The organism is Streptosporangium sp. NBC_01810 (genome assembly GCF_035917355.1).
Taxonomy (GTDB): Bacteria; Actinomycetota; Actinomycetes; order Streptosporangiales; family Streptosporangiaceae; genus Streptosporangium.
In genome coordinates, this window is sequence record NZ_CP109070.1 from 6660760 (window position 1) to 6686981 (window position 26222).

26 protein-coding genes, 1 tRNA gene and 2 pseudogenes are annotated in these 26222 nt (G+C 67.4%); 12 read left to right on the forward strand and 17 right to left on the reverse strand.

What is annotated here, in order from left to right; all coding sequences use genetic code 11:
• The first annotated feature begins 103 nt into the window (after positions 1 to 103).
• Positions 104 to 652: a hypothetical protein gene (locus OIE13_RS29945; RefSeq protein ID WP_326829034.1), complete on the forward strand. Its 549-nt coding sequence runs from the start codon at positions 104 to 106 to the stop codon at positions 650 to 652.
• 184 nt (positions 653 to 836) lie between these two features.
• Here the strand turns inward: OIE13_RS29945 and OIE13_RS29950 are convergent, their stop codons facing one another.
• Together OIE13_RS29950 and OIE13_RS29955 are read right to left on the reverse strand one after the other, a co-directional pair.
• Positions 837 to 1523: a hypothetical protein gene (locus OIE13_RS29950; RefSeq protein WP_326646346.1), complete on the reverse strand. Its 687-nt coding sequence runs from the start codon at positions 1521 to 1523 to the stop codon at positions 837 to 839.
• 441 nt (positions 1524 to 1964) lie between these two features.
• Entirely contained in the window at positions 1965 to 2537 is a 573-nt protein-coding gene (locus tag OIE13_RS29955) for a flavoprotein (protein ID WP_326829035.1), read from the reverse strand.
• Positions 2538 to 2552: 15 nt separating this feature from the next.
• On the opposite strand from OIE13_RS29955, the gene OIE13_RS29960 reads away from it, so the two are divergent.
• Positions 2553 to 2891 (forward strand): hypothetical protein, encoded by a 339-nt coding sequence (locus tag OIE13_RS29960; RefSeq protein WP_326646344.1) that lies wholly within the window; start codon positions 2553 to 2555, stop codon positions 2889 to 2891.
• Positions 2892 to 3060: 169 nt separating this feature from the next.
• Positions 3061 to 3480 carry a protein-tyrosine phosphatase family protein gene (locus OIE13_RS29965; RefSeq protein ID WP_326646941.1) on the forward strand — a complete coding sequence of 140 codons (420 nt, stop codon included), beginning with the start codon at positions 3061 to 3063 and terminating at the stop codon, positions 3478 to 3480.
• 321 nt (positions 3481 to 3801) lie between these two features.
• Here OIE13_RS29965 and OIE13_RS29970 read toward each other — a convergent pair whose 3' ends face one another.
• The 3 genes from OIE13_RS29970 to OIE13_RS29980 form a co-directional block, all read right to left on the reverse strand.
• Positions 3802 to 5442: a serine/threonine-protein kinase gene (locus OIE13_RS29970; protein WP_326646343.1), complete on the reverse strand. Its 1641-nt coding sequence runs from the start codon at positions 5440 to 5442 to the stop codon at positions 3802 to 3804.
• 11 nt (positions 5443 to 5453) lie between these two features.
• Positions 5454 to 5837 carry a creatininase family protein gene (locus OIE13_RS29975; RefSeq protein WP_326646342.1) on the reverse strand — a complete coding sequence of 128 codons (384 nt, stop codon included), beginning with the start codon at positions 5835 to 5837 and terminating at the stop codon, positions 5454 to 5456.
• Positions 5838 to 5986: 149 nt separating this feature from the next.
• Entirely contained in the window at positions 5987 to 7105 is a 1119-nt protein-coding gene (locus OIE13_RS29980; RefSeq protein ID WP_326829037.1) for a DUF5685 family protein, read from the reverse strand.
• Positions 7106 to 7345: 240 nt separating this feature from the next.
• Between OIE13_RS29980 and OIE13_RS29985 the strand changes: the two genes are divergently transcribed.
• Positions 7346 to 8458, forward strand: coding sequence for a hypothetical protein (locus OIE13_RS29985; RefSeq protein ID WP_326646340.1), 1113 nt, complete (start codon positions 7346 to 7348; stop codon positions 8456 to 8458).
• Between the two features lie 293 nt (positions 8459 to 8751).
• On the forward strand, positions 8752 to 9096 hold the full coding sequence (cutA, locus tag OIE13_RS29990; protein ID WP_326646339.1) for a divalent-cation tolerance protein CutA: 345 nt from the start codon (positions 8752 to 8754) through the stop codon (positions 9094 to 9096).
• Here cutA and OIE13_RS29995 read toward each other — a convergent pair.
• Together OIE13_RS29995 and OIE13_RS30000 are read right to left on the reverse strand one after the other, a co-directional pair.
• Positions 9062 to 10057, reverse strand: coding sequence for an XRE family transcriptional regulator (locus OIE13_RS29995; protein ID WP_326647137.1), 996 nt, complete (start codon positions 10055 to 10057; stop codon positions 9062 to 9064). The two genes, cutA and OIE13_RS29995, sit on opposite strands and share 35 nt — an antisense overlap.
• 252 nt (positions 10058 to 10309) lie before the next feature.
• Positions 10310 to 10555: pseudogene (locus OIE13_RS30000) on the reverse strand (helix-turn-helix domain-containing protein); the annotation flags it as partial.
• A gap of 1843 nt (positions 10556 to 12398) precedes the next feature.
• Here OIE13_RS30000 and OIE13_RS30005 point away from each other — a divergent pair.
• On the forward strand, positions 12399 to 12638 hold the full coding sequence (locus tag OIE13_RS30005) for a hypothetical protein (protein WP_326646338.1): 240 nt from the start codon (positions 12399 to 12401) through the stop codon (positions 12636 to 12638).
• A gap of 106 nt (positions 12639 to 12744) precedes the next feature.
• Complete coding sequence (locus OIE13_RS30010; protein WP_326646337.1) at positions 12745 to 12954, forward strand: hypothetical protein; 210 nt, start codon at positions 12745 to 12747, stop codon at positions 12952 to 12954.
• Positions 12955 to 13146: 192 nt separating this feature from the next.
• Here OIE13_RS30010 and OIE13_RS30015 read toward each other — a convergent pair whose 3' ends face one another.
• The 4 genes and pseudogenes from OIE13_RS30015 to OIE13_RS30025 form a co-directional block, all read right to left on the reverse strand.
• Positions 13147 to 13566 (reverse strand): hypothetical protein, encoded by a 420-nt coding sequence (locus tag OIE13_RS30015; protein ID WP_326646336.1) that lies wholly within the window; start codon positions 13564 to 13566, stop codon positions 13147 to 13149.
• A gap of 150 nt (positions 13567 to 13716) precedes the next feature.
• Positions 13717 to 13800, reverse strand: a pseudogene (locus tag OIE13_RS36850) (IS5/IS1182 family transposase); the annotation flags it as partial.
• 103 nt (positions 13801 to 13903) lie between these two features.
• Positions 13904 to 15082, reverse strand: coding sequence for an ArgE/DapE family deacylase (locus OIE13_RS30020; protein WP_326646335.1), 1179 nt, complete (start codon positions 15080 to 15082; stop codon positions 13904 to 13906).
• A gap of 90 nt (positions 15083 to 15172) precedes the next feature.
• Positions 15173 to 16273 (reverse strand): pyridoxal-phosphate dependent enzyme, encoded by a 1101-nt coding sequence (locus tag OIE13_RS30025; protein WP_326646334.1) that lies wholly within the window; start codon positions 16271 to 16273, stop codon positions 15173 to 15175.
• A 116-nt stretch (positions 16274 to 16389) separates the two neighbouring features.
• Between OIE13_RS30025 and OIE13_RS30030 the strand changes: the two genes are divergently transcribed.
• The gene (locus tag OIE13_RS30030; protein WP_326646333.1) at positions 16390 to 17310 is read left to right on the forward strand and encodes a LysR family transcriptional regulator; all 921 of its coding nucleotides are present in this window, start codon (positions 16390 to 16392) and stop codon (positions 17308 to 17310) included.
• Between the two features lie 396 nt (positions 17311 to 17706).
• On the opposite strand, the gene OIE13_RS30035 is transcribed toward OIE13_RS30030, so the two are convergent.
• On the reverse strand, positions 17707 to 18273 hold the full coding sequence (locus OIE13_RS30035; RefSeq protein ID WP_326646332.1) for a DUF6461 domain-containing protein: 567 nt from the start codon (positions 18271 to 18273) through the stop codon (positions 17707 to 17709).
• Positions 18274 to 18467: 194 nt separating this feature from the next.
• Between OIE13_RS30035 and OIE13_RS30040 the strand changes: the two genes are divergently transcribed.
• Positions 18468 to 18782, forward strand: coding sequence for an ADP-ribosylglycohydrolase family protein (locus tag OIE13_RS30040; protein WP_326646940.1), 315 nt, complete (start codon positions 18468 to 18470; stop codon positions 18780 to 18782).
• A gap of 233 nt (positions 18783 to 19015) precedes the next feature.
• Here the strand turns inward: OIE13_RS30040 and OIE13_RS30045 are convergent.
• Positions 19016 to 19104, reverse strand: a tRNA-Ser gene (locus tag OIE13_RS30045).
• A gap of 118 nt (positions 19105 to 19222) precedes the next feature.
• Entirely contained in the window at positions 19223 to 21505 is a 2283-nt protein-coding gene (locus tag OIE13_RS30050; protein WP_326646331.1) for a nucleotide-binding protein, read from the reverse strand.
• A 115-nt stretch (positions 21506 to 21620) separates the two neighbouring features.
• On the opposite strand from OIE13_RS30050, the gene OIE13_RS30055 reads away from it, so the two are divergent.
• Complete coding sequence (locus tag OIE13_RS30055) at positions 21621 to 22577, forward strand: NAD(P)H-quinone oxidoreductase (protein WP_326646330.1); 957 nt, start codon at positions 21621 to 21623, stop codon at positions 22575 to 22577.
• Positions 22578 to 22581: 4 nt separating this feature from the next.
• On the forward strand, positions 22582 to 23100 hold the full coding sequence (locus OIE13_RS30060; RefSeq protein WP_326646329.1) for a bacterial proteasome activator family protein: 519 nt from the start codon (positions 22582 to 22584) through the stop codon (positions 23098 to 23100).
• A gap of 69 nt (positions 23101 to 23169) precedes the next feature.
• Here OIE13_RS30060 and OIE13_RS30065 read toward each other — a convergent pair whose 3' ends face one another.
• Entirely contained in the window at positions 23170 to 23970 is an 801-nt protein-coding gene (locus OIE13_RS30065; protein WP_326646328.1) for an HAD family hydrolase, read from the reverse strand.
• A gap of 237 nt (positions 23971 to 24207) precedes the next feature.
• Here OIE13_RS30065 and OIE13_RS30070 point away from each other — a divergent pair, with 237 nt between their 5' ends.
• A complete protein-coding gene (locus OIE13_RS30070; protein WP_012886943.1) occupies positions 24208 to 24411 on the forward strand; it encodes a cold-shock protein in 204 nt (67 codons plus the stop codon).
• Here the strand turns inward: OIE13_RS30070 and OIE13_RS36855 are convergent.
• Together OIE13_RS36855 and serS are read right to left on the reverse strand one after the other, a co-directional pair.
• Entirely contained in the window at positions 24362 to 24799 is a 438-nt protein-coding gene (locus tag OIE13_RS36855; RefSeq protein WP_442811697.1) for an FAD-dependent monooxygenase, read from the reverse strand. The two genes, OIE13_RS30070 and OIE13_RS36855, sit on opposite strands and share 50 nt — an antisense overlap.
• 139 nt (positions 24800 to 24938) lie before the next feature.
• A complete protein-coding gene (gene serS / locus OIE13_RS30075; RefSeq protein WP_326646327.1) occupies positions 24939 to 26201 on the reverse strand; it encodes a serine--tRNA ligase in 1263 nt (420 codons plus the stop codon).
• Positions 26202 to 26222: the final 21 nt, after the last annotated feature.

Sequence of the window (26222 nt, forward strand, 5' to 3'; positions counted from 1 at the left end):
ATATCCGCCTTGAGGCGCTTCCGAAGGGAGTACTTTTCGACAGAGGTGTTGCCGCAACCGCCCGGTACGCAGGCCGGATATCAAGCCCCCAAGCGAGGTAGCGATGCTGTCTTCCTTTGACCCGGAATATGCCCCGGTTGGCGATGTAGGGACCGCGCTGCTCTACGTCGACTCGCTTCTCACCCGTATTCGCGAGGGTGCCTCGCAGGCCGATCCCAAGCAGAGAGAGCTGATCGACGAGTTCTTCGGATCCTTCTCCAGCGAGGACGCCAGTGACGTGCTCGACGGCGCCTGCACGCTCGTCTACCTGTACATGGAATGGCTGCGCCAGGCCCATGAGGAGCAGGATCGTGACGTGGTCGAATCCGTGGTTCCCTACGTCATCGGCAGCATGCGCAAGATGACCATAAGCATCAGGCCCGAAGCCATCCCCGTCATGGCGGGCATGCTGACCGCCAGCGCCATCGGCCTGAGCCCGACACTCTGGCGCAAGCAGTACGGGCCCTGGACCGAAGCCGAGATGAACGCTCTGGAAGCGACCCTCGTCCTGCTGGCCGACTACATCAACCATCTCACCAACGACGAAACCATGGCAATTCGCATGATCGTCGACATTATGGAATCTATGGAGCAAGCGGGTGATGCGGGATAAATCTTTTATATGCGGTTCCGTTAAACGCGGATCGGCGCCGATGGTCGTCAAATGACCGTGCCGGGCTCCGCCGACCAGGGGCGCCTTTCTCTCACCCGTTCGTGGCACAGGCGCCCTCCTCACACCCGTTCGTGGCACAGGCGCCCTTCTCACATCCGTTCGTGGCAGGACCCGCAGGTGACCTTCATCCGGACCGCTCCGGACCGTCCAGATGGAGGAAGAGCTCGTGCGCCGAATCGATGCTCGCACGCAACGCCTGCTCCAGTTCGTCGGCCTCACCCGTGAGATGTCCGATCTCCGGCATGCTCAGGGCGTCGGCCCCCGACTCGGCGAGCAGTTCCTCATAGCGGGGCAGCCGCTCCACCAATGCCTCGATCTGGTCACGGGCCTGGTAGGCACGTTCGGCGTCGGCGACATGAGCCGCGTACCGTTCCAGCGCCTCCACCTTCGCAATGACGGCGCCCTCACTGCCGGCGAGCGCTCGCTCCAGCGGTTTCACAGCGGCTGCCACCTCCCGGGTGACCCCGCCACGCATGAGGTCGCGGTGTTCCTCCCGGAGGGAGGAGAGCTTGGCCAGCAGGCGCGCGATCTCCCATTCCTGTGGCGGCAGCATGACCGCGTTCCGCGCGACGTCGAGCAGTCCCTCGGTGTTGACGCGCGATCGCAGGACGGAGCCGACCGCCCCCCGTGCACGGGCGAACAGGTTCCTCGCATCGGTGTCGAAGTCGTCAAAGAGAAAATAGGAATCCCGGTAGCGGTGCGCGAGACCGTACAGTTCCCGCTCCGGAGTAACGCTCTCGACATCCCCCGCAGCCCTGATCGCGGCGGAAAGAAACCAGGCGAGCACGATGAACAGCGGGATTACGGCCATGGCTCCCCACCCAAAGGAGAGCGCCGCCAAAATGCCGACCGCGGTGAGCATGCCGCCGACCACCAGGGGGGCCGCGGATTTTTTCCGTGGTTCTTCCAGTGGCCTCCAACCTGATCGTATGCGCGCCAGCAACGCTGGATTCGCACGGAGCAGATCCGCGACCTCCGGGGACAGGCCGGGATCGACCACCACACCGAATCGCTGTCTTCCCAAGCCTTCCAGATCATCACCTCTTTCCAGTGATCATTCTAAGGCCGGGCAGTCCCGTCGCATATGAGTCGACCACTCGAAGAATGATCGAAGCGAACCGGGAACCACGAAAATCAATGGCGTTCACACCTGGCATACCGCGGCCCGCGCCCCTCGCTGCGGAAACACCTTTTCGCGGCAAGACGTCACCGGCTCGTACGGCGAGACCGCGAAGCGGTGTTCCATGCCTGTTCACTCACGACGGTGCCGCTCGATTCCTTCAAGGGCTTCGAGGGCTTCGAGGGCTTCGAGGGCAAGGGCCCAGGGACGGCTCTCCGCTTCCCCGCCTCCGGCGGCGGCCGTGTCCGGCTCGGACCTACCGGAGCCGAGCAGGACGGGGACGCCCTCGGCCCGAAGGCTTTCGACGCTCCGGCGGAACGGCTCGCGCGAGGCGAGGCCGCTGTTGACGAAGGGCAGTACGATCACGGGGATACCGAGCCCGGGGGCTTCGGCGAGGAGGCCGAGGGCGTAGGTGTCGGCGATCCCCTGGGCGAACTTGTTGATCGTGTTGTAGGTCGCGGGGGCGACGATGATCGCGTCGGCCCTCGGGGGCTTGGGCTCGTCCGGCTTGCGATACCGGCTGCGGACGGGGCGGCCGGTCTGCTGTTCCAGGGCGGGGACGTCTATGAAGTCCAGGGCCGGCGGGGTGGCGACGATCTGGACGACCCAGCCCTCGTCCTGGGCGAGGGTGACGAGACGACCCACATCACCGGCGCCACCCGCGGCACACACGATGACGTAGAGGACCTTGCCGGACTGGCTCACTGGTGCACCATCCTCTTGCCGGTAGCCGAAAGACCGCTGACGCACCCGAGGTGCCGCCGGGTCACCGCCCTGCTCGCTCAACCAGATGAGGTCCAGCGTGAGTCCTCATGCGTCGACTCCAAATATGGAAACTCCAAATATGGAAACTACCCGCTGGCCCAGGGCCTCGGCATCGGGCACTTCGGCTCCGCGGGCATCGATGTCATGCGGGTGCTGTGGGACATCGAAGTGGTCATGTCGGCCTTCGCCGCGTACTTCCTGGCCGTCACCCGTCATCACGCGTGCACCGAGGCGCCGGGACTCGGGCGAGTGAGTCGCCCCAGCGTTCCAGACGGCGGCCTTCCCCGCTCATGAACTCGGGATCCCGCGTGACATTCCCGATGCCGCGGCTCGGCGGGTTGTCCATGCCGCTGGAACACGACCGAACTGCGACCTGCCTGGCCGAGGAAGTGCGCCGGTACGGCGAGCGCTTCTGGTCAGCACACTGACCGAGCGAGAAGGCTACGCTCGTGCCGTGATCGCTATGTGGGAGCCCACGATGGCGGGCGTACTGCGACTGCCCTCCGGTCGGCTCGTCCGCGGCCGGGGGTTGCGCCGACCGCTCCCGGAAGGTCCCGCGCCCACCTTCGCGCTCTACCTGCTGGGCCATGAACCACCCCCCGTCACCTGGGAGACCCGGTGGCTCCGCTGGCCCGACTTCTGGTTGCCGTCCGACCGTACGGCGACCAGCGACGCGTTACGCGAGGCATGGGTACGCGCCGAAGCCGAGCGCGTCGAGATCGCCTGCGGTGGTGGATATGGCCGGACAGGCACTGCACTGGCCTGCCTCGCCGTACTGGACGGGGTACCGGGCCACGAAGCGGTCGCCTACGTCCGGCGGCATTACGCCCGCCGCGCCGTCGAGACACCATGGCAACGCCGCTTCGTCTCCCGCTTCCGGTAGGCGGCTCACCCACCCGACATCTCGCCGGAGAGGTCCTCGGCCGCCCCTGACCAGCCCGATACCGCGTGCACATGAGGCTCAACGGGGAACCGGGCCACCCGTGTTGGAGAGTCCGAGTGCTTCGCATGCGAATGGTGCCGTCTGGAGCATGTGACGTCGAAGAAAGATTTACAGCAGCGCTGGAATGATCTTGAACGAGCTCACGTATTCCACGAGGAGTGTGAGCGCAATTCCCGGGATGTCCAACCGCAGGCCCCTCTCACCTACTTCTCAACAGGCGAGAATGCTTTATCTCTACTATGTGGCCGGATGTCCCACCGCCTAACCAAACGTAGAGAAGGTGTCTTCGATGTTGCGGCCCACAATCCTCTTTATCGCATCAATTTCGGTGCCGATCGCATCGCGTAGCGTGTCGATTTTTCTGAGTTGCAACTCTAGCGCCCGGTCCAGGGGTTCCATGTCTGTCGCTTGTTTCGCGAGATCTTCTTTCTCCGCCTGACTGCGTGCGGCGGCGCTCTGTGTGATCAAATTCGCGATCTTCGTAGCGACTCTGCGTCGCAGCGTGTTGATCGAATCGGCTTGCAGTTTCATGTCGCTGCTCAGTGACGTCAGCTGCAACAGTCGTGCTTGTGACGCCGCATAGGAGAGAGTACCTTTCGGCTTCTCAAGCGACTCGTACTTCGAGCGAAGCCCCCGATTCACCTGCTCTAGTCGCGCTATCTCCTTTGATGCCTCCGCAGAGTTGAGATCACTGTCCACAGGCTGCGCACCGCCACTTGTGCTAGGCGAGGCGGAAGCGGGCGTGGTGGTCCCGGAGGGTGATTCTCGGCCCGTACCGGATCGCGTCTCTTGCGCATTCAGGGCGATGACAACAGCGGGGACGACGATGGCGCAGAGTCCGGCGAGCAGGAGAACGCGGCGCCGGCTCAGTTTTCGGGGCGGCGCCGGGGGGAAGTCGGTGTGACCGGTACCGACGAGTTGCCGATCCGGCAAGACGACGAGTGAGGTGACCTCGGGTGACCCATTAGGTGAGGGCTCCGCCGGAATGACCGGATCGGCCGATGGCTGTGGAATCGGCGGGGAGGGCTGGGGGTCGGCAGGCAAGGCAGCGGTCCCGAGCGAGGGAGGAAGGGCGAGTGACCACTGGTGTTCGATGCCGGGGTGCGTGAGCCGGGCGAGGATCTGGTCGACCGTGGGCCGACCGGTGGGAGCCTTGGAGAGGCAGGAGGCGATCAGGTCGCGTAAGTCGTGTCGGTGAGGGACCTGGCTGAGGTCGGGTTGATAGGTGATGATGCGCAGCACGATCGCGGGCAGCGAGTCGGCGTCGAAGGGGCTTTGGCCGGTGGCCGCGAAGGCCAGCACGCAGCCCAGGGAGAATACGTCCGAGGCCGGAGCGGCGGACTCGCCATTGATCTGCTCGGGAGACATGTAGGCGTAGGTGCCGACCACGACGCCGGTCTCGGTGAGGGTGCTGGCGTCCAGTAGCCGGGAGATGCCGAAGTCAATGATGCGAGGGCCGTCGTCTGCCACGATCACATTGCGCGGCTTGAGGTCGCGGTGCACGAGACCGCAGGCGTGAATGGCGGCCAGGCCCTCAGCCAGTCCGGCGCCCAGCGCGCACAGCGCCTCGGCGGCCAGCGGACCGTGCGCGGCGACAAAGGCGGACAGGGATGGGCCGGGGATATAGGCGGTGGCCATCCACGGCGGGTTAGCGTCCGGATCGGCCTCGATGACCTGGGCCGTGTGAAAGCCGCCCACCCGGCTGGCGGCGTCGATCTCGCGGGCGAACCGGGCACGGAATTCGGGCTTGGACGCGTGGTGGCGGTGGATGCGCTTGACCACGACCGTGCGTCCGGCAGGGGAACGTGCCAAAAACACCTCGCCCATGCCGCCCTCACCCAAGCGGCCCCGCACTCGATAAGGGCCGATCTGGCGAGGATCATCCGGAAGCAGGTCATTCATCCGTGGTGCGCCTAATCGTGCTTCTCATGACTAGTGCAAACCATCCTGGAATAGTAGGTACCTCTCCGGAGCATACACTTTCGGAAAGCACACCCCCTGCTCATGGGCATGCGTAAAGGCGCTCTGACACAAGGTGGGTGCATTTGTAACCAGAGATGATTCCACCAGCGACCGTGCAGGGGAAAGAGCGCCATAGTGCGGCCTTCGGCGTTGCCTTCCTGGACAACGTTGCTCAGCACGTAGTTGCCGCCGTGGCCGTTGACGACGACCAGGGCCGTAGGACCGGAGCGGGTGACGGAGTCGTGGACGTCCGTGACGATCGCGTGCAGGGTTCGCGCGGAGATGCCGGCGGTTCCCGGCCAGGTGCTGTGCTCGTGCGAGCAGGAGATCGTCACCGGCGGGACAGGACGGTCACGATCCCGGTGAACAGCGTGTTCCGGCGGATGCGGTCACGGGCGATGACCTGTCGATCGGCCGACAGCACGTCGGCATGACCCTCTCTGTCAGACTCTCGTGAGCTGACCGCCCAAAAATGAATAAAGCACTAGCAGTTGCAGTTGCAGTCGCAGTTACAGCAGTCGGAACAACCGGAGCAACAGTCACAGCAACCTGAGCACGCGTCGCCGCACTGCCCGCAGGCGTCGCAGCCGCTGGCGTCACAGCGCTCACCGCATGATTTGTAGCGGTCCTCGTCCCACGGCGGCCGGTACAACCCGCAGGTGCAGCAGGCCGCCGACATGCACAGCAGCGACAGCAGCCCGCCAGGGTCCGGCTTCAGCCGCGGATCGCCTGGGGGCGCCTCGGGACTCTCCTGCTCGGCCTCGCCGAAGATCCGGCCGGTGGCGCGGCCGGTCTCCCTGACCAGCAGCGCGTTGACCAGACGGCGTCGCTCCAGGTCCAGCTCGGCCACCGCCAGACGCAACCCGTGCACGGCGTCGTCGCAGTGCCGCCGTGCGGCGGCCAGGTCGGTACCCGAGGCGACGAGCGGGTTGTAGGCCCCATGGGCGCGGTCACGGGCCAGGTCCTCGACGGCGTCCAGCAGGTGCGCCAGGCGGCCGAAGTAGCGCCCGGCCTCCTCCAGCGTCTCCCGGTTGTGCGGCTTGCCGGCCAGTACGGCGGTGTGCCCGAAGGCGGCGGCGACCGCGGCCTCGGTGGGGGCGGTGAGCTGGAGCAGGCTCGGGTTCGGCAGGCGCTCCAGCCGGGTCTGCTCCTCAACCGCGACGAGGAGCGGAGCGGGATCGAACCCGAGGGCGGAGGCCGTACCCGATCCGGCGGCCGACCAGCGTGCGGCCACCCGCCCCGCGCCGGCCGCCACCAACCGGCGGGCGTAGATGCCGTCGCCGTCCTCGACGTGGTCCCTGACCTTGCCCGCGGCCAGGATCAGCGAGACCGAGGCCGCCAGCCGTACCCCCTCGGCCTCGACGACGTCGGCGCCTTTGAACCCGCGCAGGGCGCAGGCCGCCGCGCGCCGGTGCGGGGAGGAGGCCGGTGCCTGCGCCTCGGTGAGCACGGACACCAGTAGACCGTCGTAGTTGGTCACCAGCCGGGAGGCATGCCCGTGCTCATCCCTGAGGGCCAGGCAGAGCCCGCACAGGTGCGCCATCCACTCCTTGAACAGCCCGCCGCACATCCCGTGCCGGCATGGGCGAACAATCCCAAACATAGGTCCCTTCCCTGAATGTCCATCATCCAGCCTGCCAGGCTCCACTTGTCACACACTTGCAACGCGGCGGTTGCAGCGATCTCTCACCCAAATACCAGCGGGTCCCCGGATGATGATCTCGTTCACAAACCCGAAGGAACGAGATCATGAGAAGAGCACTGACCCTCCTGCTCACGGCGGCGGCCGGGGCGGTCAATGGCTAAGGTTCCGAATGTGCGTGGGCTCGGGTTGTTTCTTGCGATGTCAGGCCTGGTCGTGGCGGGTTGCGGCGGAGCGGAAGACCCGGCCCCGGCCACCCCGGATGCCAGACCCCCGGGTGCCCGGGCCACGCTGGATGCCAGGCCTTCGGGTGCCCCTGCCTCCCCGGTCACCGGCGCCGGGGAGTCCGGCGGACTGCGCGAGATGATGAAAGCGTTGTCAGCCGGCGGACCGGCCGCCGAATACCTGGAGTACGGAGAGATGGCGCACTGGCGCGAGCTGGGCGTGGTCACCGCGAGCGGCCCGGAGAAGAGGGAGGAACGCTGGTTGCCGGCGATCGGCTTCGGCTTCGGCGCGCTCGGCAGCAGCGCGCGGCTGCTCCCCGAGAGGACCGGAATCGACGTCTACGGAGCCGTCCGAGCCGTCTCCTTGGGCAACCCGCCGAATACCGCGATCCGTATCGAAGGCAAGCAGGACGCAGCGGCCATCCGTACCAAGCTGACCGCCCTGGGGGCGAAGCCGCGCACGATCGGTGGACAGCGGGGACTGACGCTGGCCGCCGACGGCGCGATCGACCCGGACAGCGTGCTGACCAGCGAGCTCGGCCTGCTCAACCGGCTCAACCAAGTGGTGGTGACCGATTCGGTGCTGGTGTCCGGAGCCTCGGCCGATCCGGTGGCAAGTGCCCTGGGCGGCAACCCCTCCCTGGCAGCCGACCCCGATCACGCCGCGATCGCCGAATGTCTGGGCGACGTGGTCGCCGCCGCGGTCACGGTACCGTCTCCGCCGACGGCCGTGGCACTGTACGGCGTGGGCCTGCGCCGCCCCGCGGCCACGACCGACCAGGCGGTCAACGTCGTGTGCGTGCTGCCGCGTGGGAGCAAGGTGAAGGAGACCTTTACCGGGAAGTTCACCACGAAGGCCGTGACGCAGTCCGGCACGCCGCTGTCCGACCTCGTCGAGGACATCGCGCACGACGAGGTCGGCTCCGGGGACGGTGCGGTGCTGCGGGCCACGCTGAAGATCAAGCAAGACGGGCCGGTGACCCTGGTGCTGAAGATGCTGCTCACGGGCGAGCTGCCCGGGCTGTTCGACCCGTCGGCAGCCCCCGATCCCTCGGACCTCGTGGACGACTTCCTGAAGTCGCCCTCCTGACCCGCTGATTTTCCGATTCGAGGTTCGGGGTCGGACCCGGGATACGGATCATCCGACGCCGGTCGGATGTCCGTGCCGAGTCCGGCGAACCCGTCCTCGGCGAGGCTCGGTGCCGCGGCCGAACCCCTGATGTCCTCGCCGAGGATGATCACCCGCGTCCTACCTAACCGTCGCCGTGACGTGTGCTCCGGCTCCGCGCTTGCCACCGATCAGATGCGTCGACGACATTCAGGACTCCTGAGCGCGGAGTGCCGTTCTTGATACTCATGGGGATGATTCGGCAGGGTGTTGGCATGGTCGAGAATGCTTCGGACTGTGTCGAGGTTCGTGTCACCGCCGGCAGCCGCGAAGAGGCGGAGCGGATCTGTTCGGCGGCGGTGGGACAGCGGCTGGCCGCCGACTGCCAGATCATCGCTCCGATCGAGTCCGTCTACTGGTGGGCGGGCGAGGTCCAGCGCTCCGAGGAGCTACTCCTGCTGATGAAGACCACCGTGGAACGGTTCGAGGAACTCGCCAAGCGGGTGCGGGAACTGCATTCCTATGAGGTGCCACAGATCGTCGCGGTCCCCCTGGTGGTCGGCAACACCGACTACCTCGACTGGATCAGGCGGGAGACCTCTCCAGCCTCTGACGGGTAGAGACGATGTCACCGACCAGTTCCCTGGCCGCCCGGTCCGACTGAGACGCGAGGACCCTCTCCACGGCGGTCAGGCGCCGCAGCCCCCAGGTCGTCTCGCTGCGCTGGGCAGCATCGAGCGCCTGGCGGGCGTAGGCGACCCCTTCGGCGATGTCGCCGATCTGTAGCTGGGCCTGGGCGATGTCAGCATAGACGATGGCCGCTATCTTGCCGTCGGTGTCCTGGCCGACAGCCGACAGCGCGGCCTGTCCGGCCTCGACCACCTTGCGCTCGTCGCCGAGTCGTACATAGGTGGAGAGCCGGAAGGCGGCCATCCGGCCAGAATCGAGGAAACGGGTCCATGCTTGTTCTCTATGGGGTTGCGCCCGGCTGTACGCCTCTTCTGCCTGGTGCAACAGGTCAATGGCCCGGCGGTCACCGAGTGCGGCCAGTTCCTCGGCCTCCCGGCTGAGCAGCCATGCTCGGGTGGCGTCATCACCCTGGGCGGGCAGGAACTGCTGGGCCTGCCGTACGGTCTCGCAGGCGGCTTGGCCTTCGACGGCGTAGGACCTGTAGGCATAGGTGCAGGCCTGGATCACCGAGTGCCCACTCTCCTTGGCGGCCAGGGCGGAGACGCGCTCGAACGCGGCGGACTGGCCGGGCTGCTTGAGGTCCCAGGCGATCCAGGAGGCGAGAGTGGCGGCTTCACCGGCAGTTGCCGCCAGGCGGCGGCAAAACCGATCGGGCAAGCCGCTCTGGAGCAGATTGCTCAGCTCGTTGATGTGGGTGCTGATCCCCTGGTAGATGGCTCGGGCGGGAAGGACGTACTCCAGACGGTGGAAGCCGATGGTGCGCGCTTCGAGGCGTTCGACGGTGTCCTCATCGAGGGTCTGCGGTCCGGTAAGCGCACGGGAAAGGCGCTCCCAGGGGCCGTTGAGAGTGGCCGCGGCTTCGGCGGTCATTCCGGCAGCGAGGATAAGCATCGTTCGACGGTCCACGGATGAGTCCAGCCTTCCCACAATCCAGGCCAGGGTCAGAACATCGATATCCCACGGGTCAACGCTCTGAGACTGGCCAACGGCAACGGTGCTCTCCACGCTAAGCAGGGCAATTGTTGGTGTTCCATCCCGAGGCGGGATGGATGGGGAGGGATAGGGAACAGCGTCGATCGTCCGTGGTGCTGGGGGATGGATAGGGGCCAGACTCAGGATCATGCGGCCGGGGTCGGGCATCTGCAGGCCCTCAGCGATGCGCTCGAACACCTCAAACGAGGTGACCTGGGCGCTCCCCTTCATGATCTCGCTGACCTTGCCCTGGCTGAGATTCACCGCGACGCCGATACAAGTCGGACTGAAACCGGCATATTGGCGAATTAGCCGGAAGAGTTGACCAATATTCCGCTCTCGGAGAGCCGACATAACTTCGGGACGTTGCCATAGCTCCGGCAGGATGACGATTGGTTTAGTCGTTTCTGCAGGCATTCGACACACCCCCTTCGATGCCTCGACCTCTGGATATCCAACGCTTAACGCTAGGGGTTATCCCGTCAAGGGGTATCGATTATCCTGCCGAAGGATTCCGGCTCGGGATGGGTCGCGTAATCCCAGGTGAACAACCTTGACGCATGATTTCCGAAGGTGATCCGAAAGACGGGGGGCGCGAAGCCTGCTGCGGTCGCTCCCGTTGCCCAATGTCACGGCAGAGGCATTGTTTCGCCGACGCGGCACTGATGCCGATGGGCTGCGCCACCTGCGGGCATGCCCCTTACGCACACGGCTGCCCCGACCAAGCCGCCGACCATGAGTATGCCCAGCCCTCCGCTGCGCTGATGGCCACCCGCCTGCAGGCCCGCCGGACCAGAGACTGCTCCCTGCCCTGCTTCGAGCCGCCCGTCCGCATGGTCCCCGCCGAGGTGATCGCAGCTGTGCCCGCTCAGCGGTCTGCTGAGCAGTCCTCGGTTGAGGCGATTCCGCCGGTACCTGTGCAGTGGTCGGACGCGCAGACCTCGGTTGAGGCGGTGGCGTCGGTGCCCACCCAACGGTCTGCCGAGCAGGCCCTGGCCGAGGTGGCTCCGCGGGTGCCCGTCCAGCGCCGTCCCGAACAGGCCCCGGCCATCGTGCCTGCCATGTCGGCGCTGTTGTCCCGGCGCGCACCCTGTCGGCTTCGCCCGGTGCCCTCGTCCAGATCGGCCTCTACCAGGCCACCTCAGACCGACCACAGGCATCACCTCGCGGCCCGCCCCAGGCGATCGGCTGTCTGCGCCGGTCGCGTCCACGGACGTGGTGTACGAGCATCCGAGTCCGGTGAGCCGGTCACGGTAGAAAAGCGCGGCGTCGTCCGTGGGGGAAAAGCGCGGCGAGGGGGGTGGAGTGGTTCAGGGCCGCTCGTTGGTGTCGCGTCGTGCGGGGTCAAAGGTCAAAAGCGCGCCGAGGACCGTGGAGTGGCCCAAGACCGCTCATCGGTACGGGTCCGCCGCGGTGCGGAAGGATCCGGGGCCGCTCCTCGCCGCCGCCTCGCGCGGGGCTCTCGCCGTACGGGGCTCTCGCCGTACGGGGCTCTCGCCGTACGGGGCTCTCGCCGTACGGGGCTCTCGCCGTACGGGGCTCTCGCCGTACGGGGCTCTCGCCGTACGGGGCTCTCGCCGTACGGGGTACGAAGGTCCGCGGGGCGTCCGGTCACGGGTCGCCCCCGGCCGGGGGCGGGGACGAATCGGGCCTTCCACCACGAAAAGCGGCCCACCCGAGGGGCGGGGAGTGGCGCCTTCCTTGATCTGGGTGAATCCGCACGCCCCCAGCGTGCCAACTCATCCAGATCATGGAAAATCCCCGATCGTCACCACCACGGCCCCGCCTCCACGCCCGCCATGACCCGCTTTGCCCCCTCCCAGAGCTCCACCGGCCCGCCCCCGGTCACCCACACCCGACCAACGCCCGCCACCACCCCGCACGACGCGTTACCGGTGCGCGGCCCCACACCACTCCACCACCCCCGCCGCGCTTTTGACCTCCCACCCCGCACGACGCGACACCGGTGAGCGGCCCCGAACCACTCCACCACCCTCGCCGCGCTTTTCCCCACGGACGACGCCGCGCTTTTCAACGGCGATCAGCCAGGCGCGACGTAGGTACCGATCTCAAACACTCGTACACCACCTGCGCGGACGCGACCTCTACGGCCCCGCACCGCGCGGTGCTCACCTCGTCTTCGTACCGGCCGCCCGGCCCGTACGGCGCGCCCCTCCATGTCCTTGCCCACCCCATGAAGCGGGCCCGTCCACCGCTGCGAACGACCGGACGGGCCCTTGATCGGATGGAGGTCCAATCAGTGAACGATGCTAAATCCACCGAACCCGAGCCCACCATCCCCGGCTGGCGACTGATCCTCAGCGATGCCGGACGACTGTGGGCCAGCCGGGAGCAGCCCTTCCCCCTGGTCGCGTTCCACGCCGGAGCCGAACGGACCGTCGACGCCGACACCCTGGAGGCCCTGCGCTCCGAGACCGACCGGCAGGAGACCATCGCCCAGCAGGCGCAGGAACAGGCCGCCGGGCAGGTGATCTCATGATCCGCCGCCGCCCACCCGCCACGCGCGGACGCCATCGCGACGGCCAAGCCACCGCCTCGCTCCCGCACTACACCTGGGACCACGAGGCCCGCTCCGAAGCCGCCATGTGCAGATCACCCGGCCGGGCTGGGTCGTGCTCTACGGCACCGGCAGCCGTCTCTTCCAGGCCATCGCCACCTGGCCCACCCCCGAACCGCTGCTGCTCTGCGACCGGACCGCCGAGGGCCTGAAAACCCAGATGCGCGAGGCCGAGGCGACCGCGCTCCTGCACCGCTTGGCCCTCACCTCCACCTCGGCCACTGTCGACCACTTCTGAGCGGGCACGGCGGCCTCCCTTCCCCGGTCCGGGCCGCCGTGCCGTGGCCTCCCTCGCGACGGCGGGTTCTGGGTCGCCGTGGTCGCCCTCTCGCCGCCGAACAGGCTCTCAGCGGTGCCCGTCGCTTCCCGGCGTGTTTGTCAGGACAGCCTTGATGCGGCTCTTCCGGCGGCGGTCACGAACCGACGAGGTTCAACGGCGCTTACCGTCTCCGCCGAACAGGTAACCGATGAAATCGCCGATTCGGCGGAGAACACTGCGATCCTGGCCGGAGTCGGAGGTCTTGCCCTGGCTCTGCCAGCGGTACTGGCCGCGTTGGGCCTCATCGCTCTCACACTTGCGGCGGTCGACGAGCCGGTGGGTGCCGTCAGCCTGACGTGAGCTCGTGTCCACGCACTGAGCGGTCGACCTGTTGTCGCCACTGGCTACGGGCTTCTTCCAAAAGGTGATTCCCACCAGGGCGATCAGGACAACGATCACGACTGTGACGAGTATCGCGGGGATCCGGCGGCAGCCTTGTGGCTCCTCACGCGGTGGCTCCTCACGCGGTGGCTCCTCTGCGGGGTCGGAAAGCCTTCTGGGCACATACGACTCGTGCTCCGACGCGGTCATGTCTCTTCCTGTCACGCGGACGCGGAATCGAGGACCATACGGCCCACGACAGGCCTACCGGCCCCTGTGACATCCAGCCTGGCGACGGCTGCTTGCAATTCGCTTGGACATCGGTGCAGAAGCTGGGCGGACGCTCGACAACCGGTCGTCGACGGTGGACCATGAGCCGTACTCCTCGGGCAGGTCCCGCCACGGGCTGCCGGTGCGAGACCGCCCGTCACCCCGTCGAACCGCCGCCGCGGATGACGTAGGCGCGCAGCTCCGCGGTCAGGCCCGGCCGAACCGCCGCCGCGGATGACGTAGGTGCGCAGCTCCGCGGTCAGGCCCGGCCGAAGGCTCAGGAACAAAAGTCCGCGACGGTGTCGGTGAGGATCTCGGCCACTCGGTGCAGGGAGGCGATGTCGGCCCACTCAGTGGCCGCGTGGGCACCCCCGCCGTCGACGCCAAAGAGCAGACAGGGAATGCCGGCCCGATCCAGCAGCGCGCAGTCGGTCCAGAACGGCTCGGCTCGCACCACCGGCGAATGGCCGAGGACCCTTGTCGCGTGGCGCGTGAGGGTGCATACGACCGCGGCCTGCGGGTCGGCCTCGAAGGGCCGGCGATACAGACCTCGGGACAGCCGGTAGCGGAAGTCCGGAACCACGGCGGCCAGGCGGTCGAGGACCGCGGTCAGCTCCCGTTCCACGGTGTCGGCGTTCTCACCGGGTACGGTGCGACGCTCCAGCGTGACGCGGCAGCGCGCCGGGTAGGTGGACGGCTCCTCCCCACCCTGGATAACGGAGGCGTGTACCGTCCCCGTCCCCAGAAGCGGGTGCGCCGGCCCCTGGGCGAGGCGCTGCCCCAACTCCTCCAGCGCGACGAGGAAGTGACCGGCCTTGACGATGGCGTCGATGCCCAGCTCGGGACGGGACCCGTGAGCCGCCCGCCCCTCGATCTCCACGTCGAACCAGGCGAAGCCCTTGTGCGCGAGGGTCACCTCGAGATGACTCGGCTCGGTGACGATCGCCGCGTCGGCGCTGAAGGACTTGAGTACCTCTTCGGTGCCCAGGCTGCCGTGTTCCTCGTCGGCGACGCAGGCGAGGATGACATCTCCCCGGAGGTGCCCCTGTGCCGTGGCGCGCGCGGCGGCGATCATCATGGCCGCGATACCGCTCTTCATGTCGAAGGCACCGCGGCCGAACATCTTTCCGTCACGGATCCGCGGTTCGAGCGGGTCGCCCTCGTAGCCGGCCAGGCCGACGGTATCGAGATGGCCATTGAGCATCAGTGACCGTCCGCCGCCGGTGCCACGAGCGATCGCGACCAGCGAGGGGCGACCGGCGCGCTTCTCCAGGCGGTGCACCTCGAAGCCACGGGTGGCCAACCATTCACCGCAGAAATCGGCGATGACCGTCTCGCCCACACCGCCGGGCACCAGCTCGGGGTTGACGGAGTCGATGGCGATGAGCCTGGCGAGGAGGGCACCCGGGTCTGATGTGTCGGGAACCGCGGAACTCGCGGGAGTTTCAGAGAGCATGCGGACCTTCCGAAAGCACTGTCGCCTCCCTGGCACGGGAATGGGCGAAACGGCGCGGCCTTGGCCATGCGCCAGATGGTGACGCTGAGTTCAGACATCCGGAGAGGCATGCGGATTGGCCGCGCTCCCCTCGGTGCACAGCAACACCACCGTCGAGGCAAGGCCAAGACCCAGTGTGGTACGGCGCTCGCCGGCGCCGTCACCGGTGAGCACGGCGCGGACGCCGGCGAGCGAGGCCGCACCGCAGGGACCACAGGAAACACCGAGAGCGGCGAGGTCACCGGCCGCGCGGGCGCTGTCGGCATCGGCGATGGCCACGGCGGCATCCAGCCCACCGCGCAGGTAAGGCCAGGCGATACTGGAGGGTGTGCCGCAGTTCAGGCCGACCATGATGGTCTCACCGGTGGTAACGCTGACCGGTTCGCCACGCACGAGGCTCTCGATGACACAGGGGGCGGCCGTAGGTTCCACCGACAACAGCGCCGGAGCCGGCCCGGCCGGACGGCTGCGGTAGTGGGTGACGACGGCCTGGGCCAGCGAGCCCACGCCCACCGGGATGGCGACGAGATCGGGCATCCCAGCTCCAGCGGCCATCAACTGCTCGTCGATTTCGGCACAGAGGGTGGAATAGCCCTCGACGATCCAACCGGGGATCTGCTCATAGCCCGGCCAGGCGGTGTCCTGAACCAGAACCGTATCCAGCGCGACGGCCGCCTCGGCCGCCCGGCGCACCGCCTCGTCGTACGAGCCCTCGACCTGAACCACCTCGGCCTGCTCGGCGGCGATGTCCGCCACAGCCCTCGGATGAACACCCCACGGAATGAAGACGCGGGCGCGCCGGCCGAGCAGACGTGCCATATGAGCCACAGCGCGGCCGTGGTTGCCGTCGGTGGCGGTCACCAACGTGACCGGATCCACCCGCTCGGCGAGGGCGCGGTGCACCGCCCAGGATGCGCCCAGCACCTTGAAAGCGGGCAGGCCCAGACGAGACGACTCGTCCTTGACGAAGACCCGCCCAACCCCCAACTCGACGGCAAGCCAGGGAAGTTCGATCAGTGAAGTAGGGGCGTACCCGGGCAGGGAGGAATGGAACCCCCGCACCTCAGCGGGGGCGGGCGCACAGGTCCAGAACCTGGCGGCGGGCCGCGCGAACCACGGCAGCGTACGGACGGAAGCAGCGATCTCAGACATCACAGTCAGCGTGCGACATACACCTCTAATCGGTCCAGCGAATGTTTCCAACTTATATTCATCAGAAAAACCAACTAATCAAAACTCTCCGCGACGACGAAGAGAACGGTCCGCCGATGTTCGACCTGCACCGACTACGCCTGCTGCGCGAACTCAAACACCGCGGCACCCTCGCGGCCGTCGCCGACGCCCTCTCCTACAGCCCTTCCTCCGTCTCCCAGCAGCTCTCCCAACTGGAGGCAGAGGTCGGCGTCCGACTGCTGGAGCCGATCGGGCGACGCGTGCGGCTGACCGAGCAGGCGGAGATCCTCGTCGCCCATACCGAAGCGGTGTTGAAGCGTCTGGAGCGCGCCGAGGCGGACATCGCCGCCTCCCTGACCGATCTGACCGGGACCCTGCGCATCGCCTCGTTCCAGACCGCCACCCTTGCCCTGATACCCAGGGCACTGAGCATCCTGCGCGATCTCCACCCCGGCCTTCGGCCGCACGTCACACAGATGCCGCCGGAAACGGCCCTGCTCGCACTTCAGGCCCGCGACTTCGACCTGGTCATCGCCGAGGAGTACCCGGGCAACCCCAACCCCCGGCCCGCCGAACTGGAACAAGAAGACCTGCTCGACGACTCCCTCCACCTCGCGCTGCCCGAACCAGCCGATGACGCGGACGGCGCCACGGCGTCGCTGCGCTCACTCGCCGACCGTCCCTGGGCCATGGAACCCGAGGGTACGGCCGCCCGCCACTGGGCCATGACCCTGTGCCGGAACGCCGGTTTCGAACCCGACGTACGGTTCGAGACCACCGACCTCCTGATCCACCTTCGCCTCGTCGAACAAGGCCACGCCGTCGCCCTGCTCCCTGACCTCGTATGGATCGGACAGTCCCCGACCGTCGCACTGCGGCAGCTCCCCCGCGGCCAGCGGACACGCCGCATCTTCACCGCGGTACGCCGAGGCCGCAGCCGACACCCCGCCATCAGGGCATGCCGCCACGCGCTCCGGCAGGCGGTCACAGAGGCGACGGCCCCGATCGATACCTGAAAGGGACGGTACGCAATCGCGACTCTTGTTTGTGGGGCGGGTCTTCAATGAGGTGGCCGTCCTCGCGGGTGCCCGCCGCGACCAGCCATATCCAGATCTCGGTGTCGGCCTCTGCCGCACGCCAGGCCGCCGCACTCCTCCACCGAGGCGTAGAGGTCGGAGGCGTTTCGAGGCTTCGCCGACGGCGCTGTCCAGCCTCCCCTCCGATGCTCCCATCGACGTCGCTTCACCTCAGAATTGCGCTGGGGAGCGCAGCTCACCCCCTGAACCCGCGGATTAAAAGTGGAGGGCTTCCTATGTAACGTTTGGTGTCATGGCCTGCAGCTTCGCGTCTTACCAGGTATGGCAGGCCGAGATCGTTCCGCGCATGTTCCGGATCTTCATGAGCCAAGGGTGTCAGCGGTAGGGGTAGATATGGTCGGTGGATCCGATCAGAGCCGGACTGGCGAAACGGGCGGAAGACAGGTGGACGCCCGTGGCGCGTTCGGCAAGGGCCAGAGCGCTGGAGACGGAATCGTCGGGAAAGCCGAGCTGGTCGCCGTCGATGTCCATGCCGAGGTCCTCGACATCCGCCTGGAGTCGGTCGGGGTCGGCCCCCTCCCGAAGAGAATAGGCGTACAGGCTGAACGTGGTGATCCGCCGGCCGTCGACGCAGTAGGTGAAGCCGTCGTTCTTGATGTTCATGAACACCGAGGCCGCGGCTGTGCCTGCGGACAGTAGATAGGCCTTGTCGTAGATGGTTATCGCCCAGCCGTATTCAATCAGGACGGTTCCGCCGTTGGCCGCGTAGGCCGCGATGCCCTGTCCCGACTCGCTCAGAGGGCCCGGGGTGACGTGGACCCGCCGCAGAGCTTCCCGAGGAGACAGGTCCCGCACGAAGCCGACGCAGAGCCAGGTCTCGTCGGCGTCGTCGGTGAACTCCTCGCAGAGCCATTCATAGGTCACTGCCGTGGCGCCGCCCATTCATCTGCCTTCCATGGAAGTCGTATCGCGATGATCATGGCAGAGGGAGCCGACAACTCCACTCGTTGTCCATGCGCTGCCGGCTTGGGAACCGACTACTGATCTTGCAGTGCTGAGCTGCGAAAACCAGGGTGCAGGTCAGAGCGGACCGGTTGGCCGTGAGTCCTGTGAGTGATCCCGTGCTCGCCGCCACGATGCTGGGCAACGGGCGGCAGGTCAGCGCGCACGACACGGTGCCCTTCACCCTCTGGAGCGCCGCCCGCGAACGCCGGGACTTCGAAACGGCCATGTGGACCACCGCGGCAGCAGGTGGTGACATCGACACCACCTGTGCCATCGTCGGCGGCATTGTCGCGGCCTCAGGGAGCGCCCGTCCGCCTTCGGAGTGGAGAAGGCGATGCGAGCCGCTACCGGACTGGGCAGGCGCCCCGCCCCTTGACCGTGAACCGGACGCCCCAGACGGTTCTCAGACGTGGGCTGAACACTGGAGGAGTGATGATCGATTCTGATCCCGGGGGAGGACACTGGGAAGGATCAGCCGCAAACACCCGGTGTCAGCCGTAGACGGCCGGGCATGAAAAGCCCTCACATTGACAAGAACACCTCAAGATCCATCCCGCGTATATCCCGCGAACACCGGCCGAGAGCCGCTCACGGTGACCTACGGCTACACATCCCGGAAACGATCAACGGCGCCTCACCAGGATTGAATGCCTGGTCAAACGCCGTTTCCGGTGCTCAGCGGAGAGCGTGGGATTCGAACCCACGAGACCGGTCACCCGGCCTAGCGGTTTTCAAGACCGCCGCCATCGTCCACTAGGCGAGCTCTCCTGGTGACACGTCCCAAGAACGTGTCAGATTGCACACTAGTCTCTCATTGGCCCGGACGTGCCCGAGACCCGGCAGGCGCTGCACAACAAAGCGGAACATCAGCCTGCCGGGGGGTGGGTCAGGGTTGGGGACCGGCGAAACCGTCGCCGACCGAGGCGGCCAGGCGAAGGTAGGACTCGCGGGTGGCGGGCTGGAGCCTGTCCAGCTCGATCTCCGCGCCCTCCTCCAGGTGCGTGTCGTAGGGGACCCGGATGACGGCGCGGCAGCGGGCCGCGAAGTGGGCTTCCAGGCGGTCGATGTCGACGGTCGACTTCGACCTCGGCCGGACGCTGCACAGCACCACGGTGGCGGAGCGGACCAGCTCCTCGTAGTGGTGGGCCTCCAGCCAGTCGAGGGTCGCCGAGGCTGCGCGGGCGCCGTCCACGGAGGGGGAGCTGACCAGGACGAGCTGGTCGGCCAGCCCGAGCACGCCGGACATGGCCGAGTGGAGCAGGCCGGTGCCGCAGTCGGTGATGCAGATCGAGTAGAAGTTCTCCAGGACCTGCGAGACCGACTGGTAGTCGGACGCGCTGAATGCCTCGGACACCGACGGGTCACGGTCCGAGGCGAGGATCTCCAGGCGCGACGGGGCTTGGGAGGTGAAGGCCCTGATGTCGACGTACCTCTTGATCTGCTGGCGCTCGTTGAGCAGGTCTCGGACCGTCGCGGAGGTTTCGAGCTCGACCTTGTCCGACAGGGTTCCCCGGTCGGGGTTGGCGTCGACCGCGATGACCCGGTCTCCGCGTACCTGGGCGAGGGTGGCGCCGAGGCCGACCGTGGTGGTGGTCTTGCCGACACCGCCCTTGAGGCTGAGCACGGCGACGCGGTGGTGGCCGGTGGCCACCGGGGTACGCGCACGGCCGACCAGTTCACGGCGGCGACGTACCTCAGGGGACTCGCCCGGCTTGATCAGCCCCGCCGACGCCTTGTAGACCAGCTTCCGCCAGCCCCCTGCGGGCGCGTTGCGACGCCCACGGAGCAGCGACTCCGGGTCCAGGCTGTCGGCCGACTGCCGAGGGGCCGTGCCCGGGGGTTGCTGCCTGGCCGTCGTGCCGAAGGCGGCTGCCGAAGCCGTCTGGCGGCGGCGTGCCTGGTACGGCTCCCGCACCGGTTCGGCCGTGTCCCTGCCGGGCGCGAAGGGGTTCTCCCGCTCCATGCGCTCCTGGGCCGAGGCTGCCTCCCGCCCGGGGGCGGCAGGCGCGTCCTTGCCGGGCGTGAAGGGGTCCGTACGTTCCTGGGGTGAGCCGCTCTCCCGGCCGGGTGCGAAGAAGTCCTCCCGTTCCGTGTGCTCCCGGCCGGAGGAGGGGTCCGAGAAGGCCGAGAAAGTGGAAGGGGAGGACGCCGCGGAGCCGAAGGAACGTTCCGGTGACACGGCCGGCTCCGGCCTGTCGGTGCCGAAGGACTCGGGGGCCCGGAACGGCTCGACGTGCTCGGGATCGGGCGCGTGGGAGGACGGGGGAACGGGCGCCTGCCTGGGGGACTCCTTCGCCGCCGGTGTCACCGCGGATTCGCCACCGGTGGGGAACCGGTCGGTTTCCACCGAACCGAACGTGAAGCGGTCGCCGCCGTCCGCGGTGGCGGACGTGGACAGGTCACCGCCGACCTCGGCCGCAGGCCGGTCGGACCCGCTGCTCTCCACGGAGAAGTCTCCGCTTCCGAAGGAGAAGGCCGTACCTCCTGCGCGATCCTGGTCGCCACCGCCGAAGGAGAACCGGCCGGGGTCGGTGCCACCAAACTCGTTACTCCCGAAGGAGAACCGCTGGGTCTCCGAGGACGTCGAGGTGGCCGGCTCCGGGTCTGCGGACTCGGTAGGGGCAGGGGAAGGGGCGGGATCGGAGGACTCCGCCTGGCGCTGGGGTTGCTCGAACAGGCCGCGGGACGGCTCGTGCGCGGGCGCCGCGAACGGGGTGCGGATGTGCGGCTCGGTGAAGTCTCCCAGACCGCCGTCGTCGGACTCCTGGCGTGGCAGAGGCTTGAGCTGCGCGAGAAAGCCGTCGTTGTCCTGCTTACCGGATGCCGGGGCGGGCACGGTGAAGGAGCTCACCGTGTCGGATGCCTCCATCCACTCGGCCGCGTCGGCGTCCTCGGCCGGCGGTTCGGTCGCCGACGAAGTCACCGACGGAGTCACCGACGAGTTCGTGGCCGGGTGAGCCGAGTCGACGGCCGCGCGAAACAGCGGCGAGGACGCCGTGTCGGGCTCGGCCGGGACCAGACTCCAGGGATCCTTCGGGTACGGCGAGATGACGGTGTCGTCCACCGTGGTGGCCTTCACCGCCAGGGCCGGCGCCTCCTCCTGCTCCTTGATGGCGTCAAGCCATGCGAGCTGTTCCTCGAGAGATTCCTCACGATCGTGTCTTGCCACCGTGTTCCCCCTCGGGATGGGCATAAAAGGGCAGCAAACACATAGCAGGTTAACGCCCTGTGTTCTTGTCAACGCGAGCAACCACCAAGTTGGCTCGGCGGATACCTTTGCTCACATGCGCGCCATCGTGATCGATAAACCAGGTGGACCGGAAGTTCTGACGTGGCGGGAGGTTCCCGACCCGTTACCAGAGCGCGGCGAAATCATCATCGACGTGGTGGCCTCCGCGGTCAACAGGGCCGACGCGCTACAGCGGCAGGGTTTCTACAATCCGCCCGCCGGCGCCTCCCCGTACCCAGGGCTGGAGTGTTCCGGCGTGGTCAGTGAGGTGGGACCGGACGTCGAGGGATTCGCGCCGGGTGACCGGGTGTGCGCGCTGCTCAGTGGCGGCGGGTACGCGGAGAAGGTCGCCGTGCCCTGGCAGCAGGTCATGCGGGTGCCCGACGGCGTCGACCTCGTCGAGGCGGCCGGCCTGCCCGAGGTGGCCTGCACCGTCTGGTCCAACGTCTTCATGACCGCGCGTCTGCGGAAGGGCGAGACCCTCCTCGTGCACGGCGGCGCCAGCGGGATCGGCACGATGGCCGTCCAGCTGGCGAAGGCGTTCGGCTCGCGCGTGGTCGTCACCGCCGGGTCACCCGAGAAGATCACCCGCTGTCTGGAGCTGGGCGCCGACGAGGGGATCGACTACCGGCGGGAGGAATTCTCCGAGAAGGTCAGGGCCGATGTGATCCTCGACATCATCGGCGGCAGATACCTCCCGGGGAATATCAAGGTTCTCAAGACGGGCGGGCGGCTGGTCGTGATCGGCCTGCAGGGCGGCGCGAAGGGCGAGCTGGATCTGGGAGCCCTGCTGGCGAAGCGGGCCTCGGTGCACGGCACCACCCTGCGTGCCCGGCCCGTCGACGAGAAGGGCGTCATCGTGCGCGGAGTCGTGGACAACGTCTGGCCCCTGATCGATGCTGGGGCGATCCGGCCCGTGGTGCACGCCCAGGTGCCGATGAGCGACGCGGCCGAGGCCCACCGGATCCTGGACTCCGGGGAACACACCGGGAAAATCCTGCTAGTAGGTTGAGGCTATGAACACTGAGGAGAGCACTCCGCACATCGTGGTCGTGGGTCCCCAGGGCTCTCAGGAAGATGAGAACTCCGAGGGTCGGTCGATAGCCGACCTGGTCGAGCAGCCCGCCAAGGTGATGCGCATCGGCAGCATGATCCGTCAGCTCTTGGAGGAGGTCCGGGCGGCTCCGCTGGACGAGGCCAGCCGTAAACGGCTCAAGGAGATCCACCAGAGTTCCATCAAGGAGCTCGAGGACGGTCTGGCGCCGGAGTTGGTCGAAGAGCTGGAACGGCTGTCACTGCCGTTCACCGAGAACGTCAACGGCACCCCGCCGAGCGACGCGGAGCTCCGGATCGCCCATGCGCAGCTGGTCGGCTGGCTTGAAGGGCTGTTCCACGGCATACAGACCACGCTCTTCGCCCAGCAGATGGCGGCCCGCGCCCAGTTGGAGAACATGCGCAGGGCCCTGCCCGGTGGAGTCTCCCTCCAACAGCAGCAGGAGGGCCACCCGGGCGGCAACCCCGGCCCCTACCTGTAGGGGATCGCGGAAGCTTTCGAACGCCGTGTCAGGGGCCCGGGTGGACATCCCCGGGCCCGCGGAGCCCCGTCACGATCCGTAGAGCCTCTCAAGGACTCCGGCGACCCCGTCGTCGTTGTTGGCCGCGGTCACGTGATCGACCGCGGCCAGCACCTCCGGGTGGGCGTTGGCGACGGCGTACGAGGTGCCGGCCCACCGGAGCATCGGAAGATCGTTGGGCATGTCACCGAAGGCGATCACTTCGTGCGGCTCGATGTCGCGCGTCATGGCGAGATGGGCCAGCGCGGAGGCCTTCGTGACGCCGTGCGCGCTCATCTCGATCAGTGCCCGGCCGCTGGAGTGGGTGGGAGTGACCAGGTCACCGACCAGCCCGCGGACCGCCGCGTGGAGAATGTCGGGATCCATCGCGGGGTGAAGTGCCAGGAGTTTGGCGCAGGGCCGCGAGGTGAGCGTGGCCGTTCCCACGCGGAGTCCGCCGACCGCCCTGTTGTCCCACCCTCCGAGACGAAAGTCCGATTCGTGGGCGAATCCGCCTTCGTATTCCACTGAGAAGGCAAGGTCGGGAACCTTTTCCCTGAGTCGTCTCACCACCTCTTCAAGCACGTCCGGATGGATGAGATGGGATTTGACGATCTGCTCGGTGTGCAGGTCGTAGACGAGGGCTCCGTTGGCGCATATGGCCAGCCCACGATGGCGCACGGCGCCCGCGACAGTGTGCATCCAGCGGGGTGGCCTGCCGGTCACGAAGACCAGCGCGGCTCCGGCGTTCTCCACAAGCGCAAAAGCGGCGGCTGTACGGGGGGAGACGGTGCCGTCCGAGCGCAGAGCAGTGCCGTCGAGGTCGGTGGCGACCAGCCTGGGGCTTCGCATAACAAGTCCCAGTCTGCACTGTGATGGCCGAGGTGTCGGCCCCCAGGATCCTGTCCTAGGAATCTTCCTGATGGCGGGAACACGCATGCGCCGGATAGTGTTAGATGTGATGGCGTTGTATTAGCTGAATCCCGTTGTGAAAACCAGTTTGACTGAGCCACCCCGGGGCCCGCTGTACGACACATGGGGTTCATGAGGTGTGAATCCCAAAGTTTCAAATCCTGAGGGAGAGCTTTAATGGCTCAGGGAACCGTCAAGTGGTTCAATGCTGAAAAGGGCTTCGGCTTCATCGCACCGGATGGCGGTGCACCGGACGTGTTCGTGCACTTCTCCGAAATCCAGGGCAACGGCTACCGTAGCCTCGAAGACGGCCAGCGGGTCGAGTTCGAGATCACCCAGGGCCAGAAAGGCCCGCAGGCCTCGCAGGTCCGCGCCGTCTGACGCATAGACCTCTTGGTTGAACCTGTTTGACCGGAAGGCGGGGTTCGCTCTTCGCGAACCCCGCCTTCCGCATTTCCAGGGCACCTCGGAACGCCCGGCCGATCGACCATTCGGCCTTCCGTGTGGCCGTCCGTGTGGCCTTCCGTTGGTCCCGTCGCCCTCGCCTGCTGACACCGTTCCACCGGCAGACACCGCCCTCACCGGCGGACTCCCCCGGCGGTCCCGCCTCAGACTCGGCGGTGTGGCGGCCCAGATCCGCCTGCCCGCCGCTGAGAGCGATCGTGAGGGCCTGGGCCGGGGCGTGGCGTTCCCGGATTCCGGCGTTCATTCCCTGCCCTCCTGCGGAACTGTGGAGGTGTGCGGCGTCACCACCTTCGTGTTGCTTCACGGGACGGTGGAACCAACCGGAACACCGTGTCGGAGCCAGAGCGTCCTGGTCGGCTGGGCGGGCACGAGGGAAGTGGTGGAACGTCCGGCGTGAACGCGACAGGGCCCCGCCTGGCGGCGGGGCCCTGTCGCGAACGGGCCTACTTGACGGGTTCGAGCACGTCGAGGCCGACGTACGGGCGCAGAGCCTTGGGGAGCACGACGGAACCGTCGGCCTGCTGGTGGTTCTCCAGGATCGCGACGATCCAGCGGGTGGTGGCCAGCGTGCCGTTCAGGGTGGCCACGTGCTGGGGCTTGCCACCGGATTCACGGAAACGCACCCCGAGGCGGCGGGCCTGGAAGTCGGTGCAGTTGGAGGTCGAGGTGAGTTCGCGGTAGCGACCCTGACTCGGCACCCACGCCTCGCAGTCGAACTTCCGGGCGGCCGAGGTGCCCAGGTCTCCGGCCGCGGTGTCGATCACCCGATAGGGCAGCTCGACCTTGGCCAGCATCTCCTTCTCCCAGTCGAGCAGGCGCAGGTGCTCGGCGTGCGCATCCTCTGGCCGGACATAGGAGAACATCTCCACCTTGTCGAACTGGTGAACCCGGATGATGCCTCGGGTGTCCTTGCCGTACGAGCCGGCCTCGCGGCGAAAACACGAGGACCATCCCGCGTAGCGGTACGGGAGCGCGGAGCCGTCGAGGATCTCGCCGCCGTGGTAGGCCGCCATCGGCACCTCGCTCGTGCCGACCAGGAACAGGTCGTCGTCAGGCAGGTGGTAGATCTCGCCGGCGTGGGCGCCGAGGAAGCCGGTGCCCTTCATCGACTCCGGCTTGACCAGCACGGGCGTGATCATCGGGACGAAGCCCGCCTCGATCGCCTGCTGCATGGCCATGTTGAGCAGCCCGAGCTGGAGCCGCGCACCGACGCCCCTCAGGAAGAAGAACCGCGAGCCCGACACCTTCGCGCCGCGCTCCATGTCGATGGCGCCGAGCAGCTCGCCGAGCTCCAGGTGGTCCTTGGGCTTGAAGTCGAAGGACGGCTTCCCACCGATCTCCTCCAGGACGACGTAGTCGTCCTCGCCGCCCTCGGGAGCCCCCTCCTCCACCAGGTTGGGCACCGTGTAGATCAGCTCATCGAGCTCGGCGGCGAGCTTCTCCGCCTCGGCCTCGGCCGACTTGACCTGTGAGGAGAGGTCCTTCGCCCGCTCCAGCAGGGTCGCCTTCTCCTCTCCCGAGGCGCGGGAGACCGACTTGCCGACGGTCTTCTGCTCGGCACGGAGCGTCTCGAAGCGGCTCAGCGCACCACGCCGGCGCTCATCGAGGTCGAGCAGCGTTTCGACGACAGAGTCGTCCTCACCGCGGGCACGCTGCGACGCCCGTAGCCGGTCGGGATCCTCACGAAGGGTACGCAGGTCAATCACAGTCACAGGCTACCGATGTAC

Bases quoted from the DNA above. Each gene is read 5' to 3' on its own strand.
- OIE13_RS29970 (WP_326646343.1), bottom strand. From the start codon at position 5,442: ATGAATGACCTGCTTCCGGATGATCCTCGCCAGATCGGCCCTTATCGA.
- OIE13_RS29965 (WP_326646941.1), top strand. From the start codon at position 3,061: ATGTGGGAGCCCACGATGGCGGGCGTACTGCGACTGCCCTCCGGTCGG.
- OIE13_RS30035 (WP_326646332.1), bottom strand. From the start codon at position 18,273: ATGGGCGGCGCCACGGCAGTGACCTATGAATGGCTCTGCGAGGAGTTC.
- OIE13_RS29995 (WP_326647137.1), bottom strand. From the start codon at position 10,057: ATGCTTATCCTCGCTGCCGGAATGACCGCCGAAGCCGCGGCCACTCTC.
- OIE13_RS30030 (WP_326646333.1), top strand. From the start codon at position 16,390: ATGTTCGACCTGCACCGACTACGCCTGCTGCGCGAACTCAAACACCGC.
- cutA (WP_326646339.1), top strand. From the start codon at position 8,752: ATGGTCGAGAATGCTTCGGACTGTGTCGAGGTTCGTGTCACCGCCGGC.
- OIE13_RS29985 (WP_326646340.1), top strand. From the start codon at position 7,346: ATGTCAGGCCTGGTCGTGGCGGGTTGCGGCGGAGCGGAAGACCCGGCC.
- OIE13_RS30065 (WP_326646328.1), bottom strand. From the start codon at position 23,970: ATGCGAAGCCCCAGGCTGGTCGCCACCGACCTCGACGGCACTGCTCTG.
- OIE13_RS30025 (WP_326646334.1), bottom strand. From the start codon at position 16,273: ATGTCTGAGATCGCTGCTTCCGTCCGTACGCTGCCGTGGTTCGCGCGG.
- OIE13_RS29950 (WP_326646346.1), bottom strand. From the start codon at position 1,523: ATGGCCGTAATCCCGCTGTTCATCGTGCTCGCCTGGTTTCTTTCCGCC.
- OIE13_RS30060 (WP_326646329.1), top strand. From the start codon at position 22,582: ATGAACACTGAGGAGAGCACTCCGCACATCGTGGTCGTGGGTCCCCAG.
- OIE13_RS30020 (WP_326646335.1), bottom strand. From the start codon at position 15,082: ATGCTCTCTGAAACTCCCGCGAGTTCCGCGGTTCCCGACACATCAGAC.
- OIE13_RS30015 (WP_326646336.1), bottom strand. From the start codon at position 13,566: ATGACCGCGTCGGAGCACGAGTCGTATGTGCCCAGAAGGCTTTCCGAC.
- OIE13_RS30055 (WP_326646330.1), top strand. From the start codon at position 21,621: ATGCGCGCCATCGTGATCGATAAACCAGGTGGACCGGAAGTTCTGACG.
- OIE13_RS30040 (WP_326646940.1), top strand. From the start codon at position 18,468: ATGCTGGGCAACGGGCGGCAGGTCAGCGCGCACGACACGGTGCCCTTC.
- OIE13_RS30070 (WP_012886943.1), top strand. From the start codon at position 24,208: ATGGCTCAGGGAACCGTCAAGTGGTTCAATGCTGAAAAGGGCTTCGGC.
- OIE13_RS29945 (WP_326829034.1), top strand. From the start codon at position 104: ATGCTGTCTTCCTTTGACCCGGAATATGCCCCGGTTGGCGATGTAGGG.
- OIE13_RS29980 (WP_326829037.1), bottom strand. From the start codon at position 7,105: ATGTTTGGGATTGTTCGCCCATGCCGGCACGGGATGTGCGGCGGGCTG.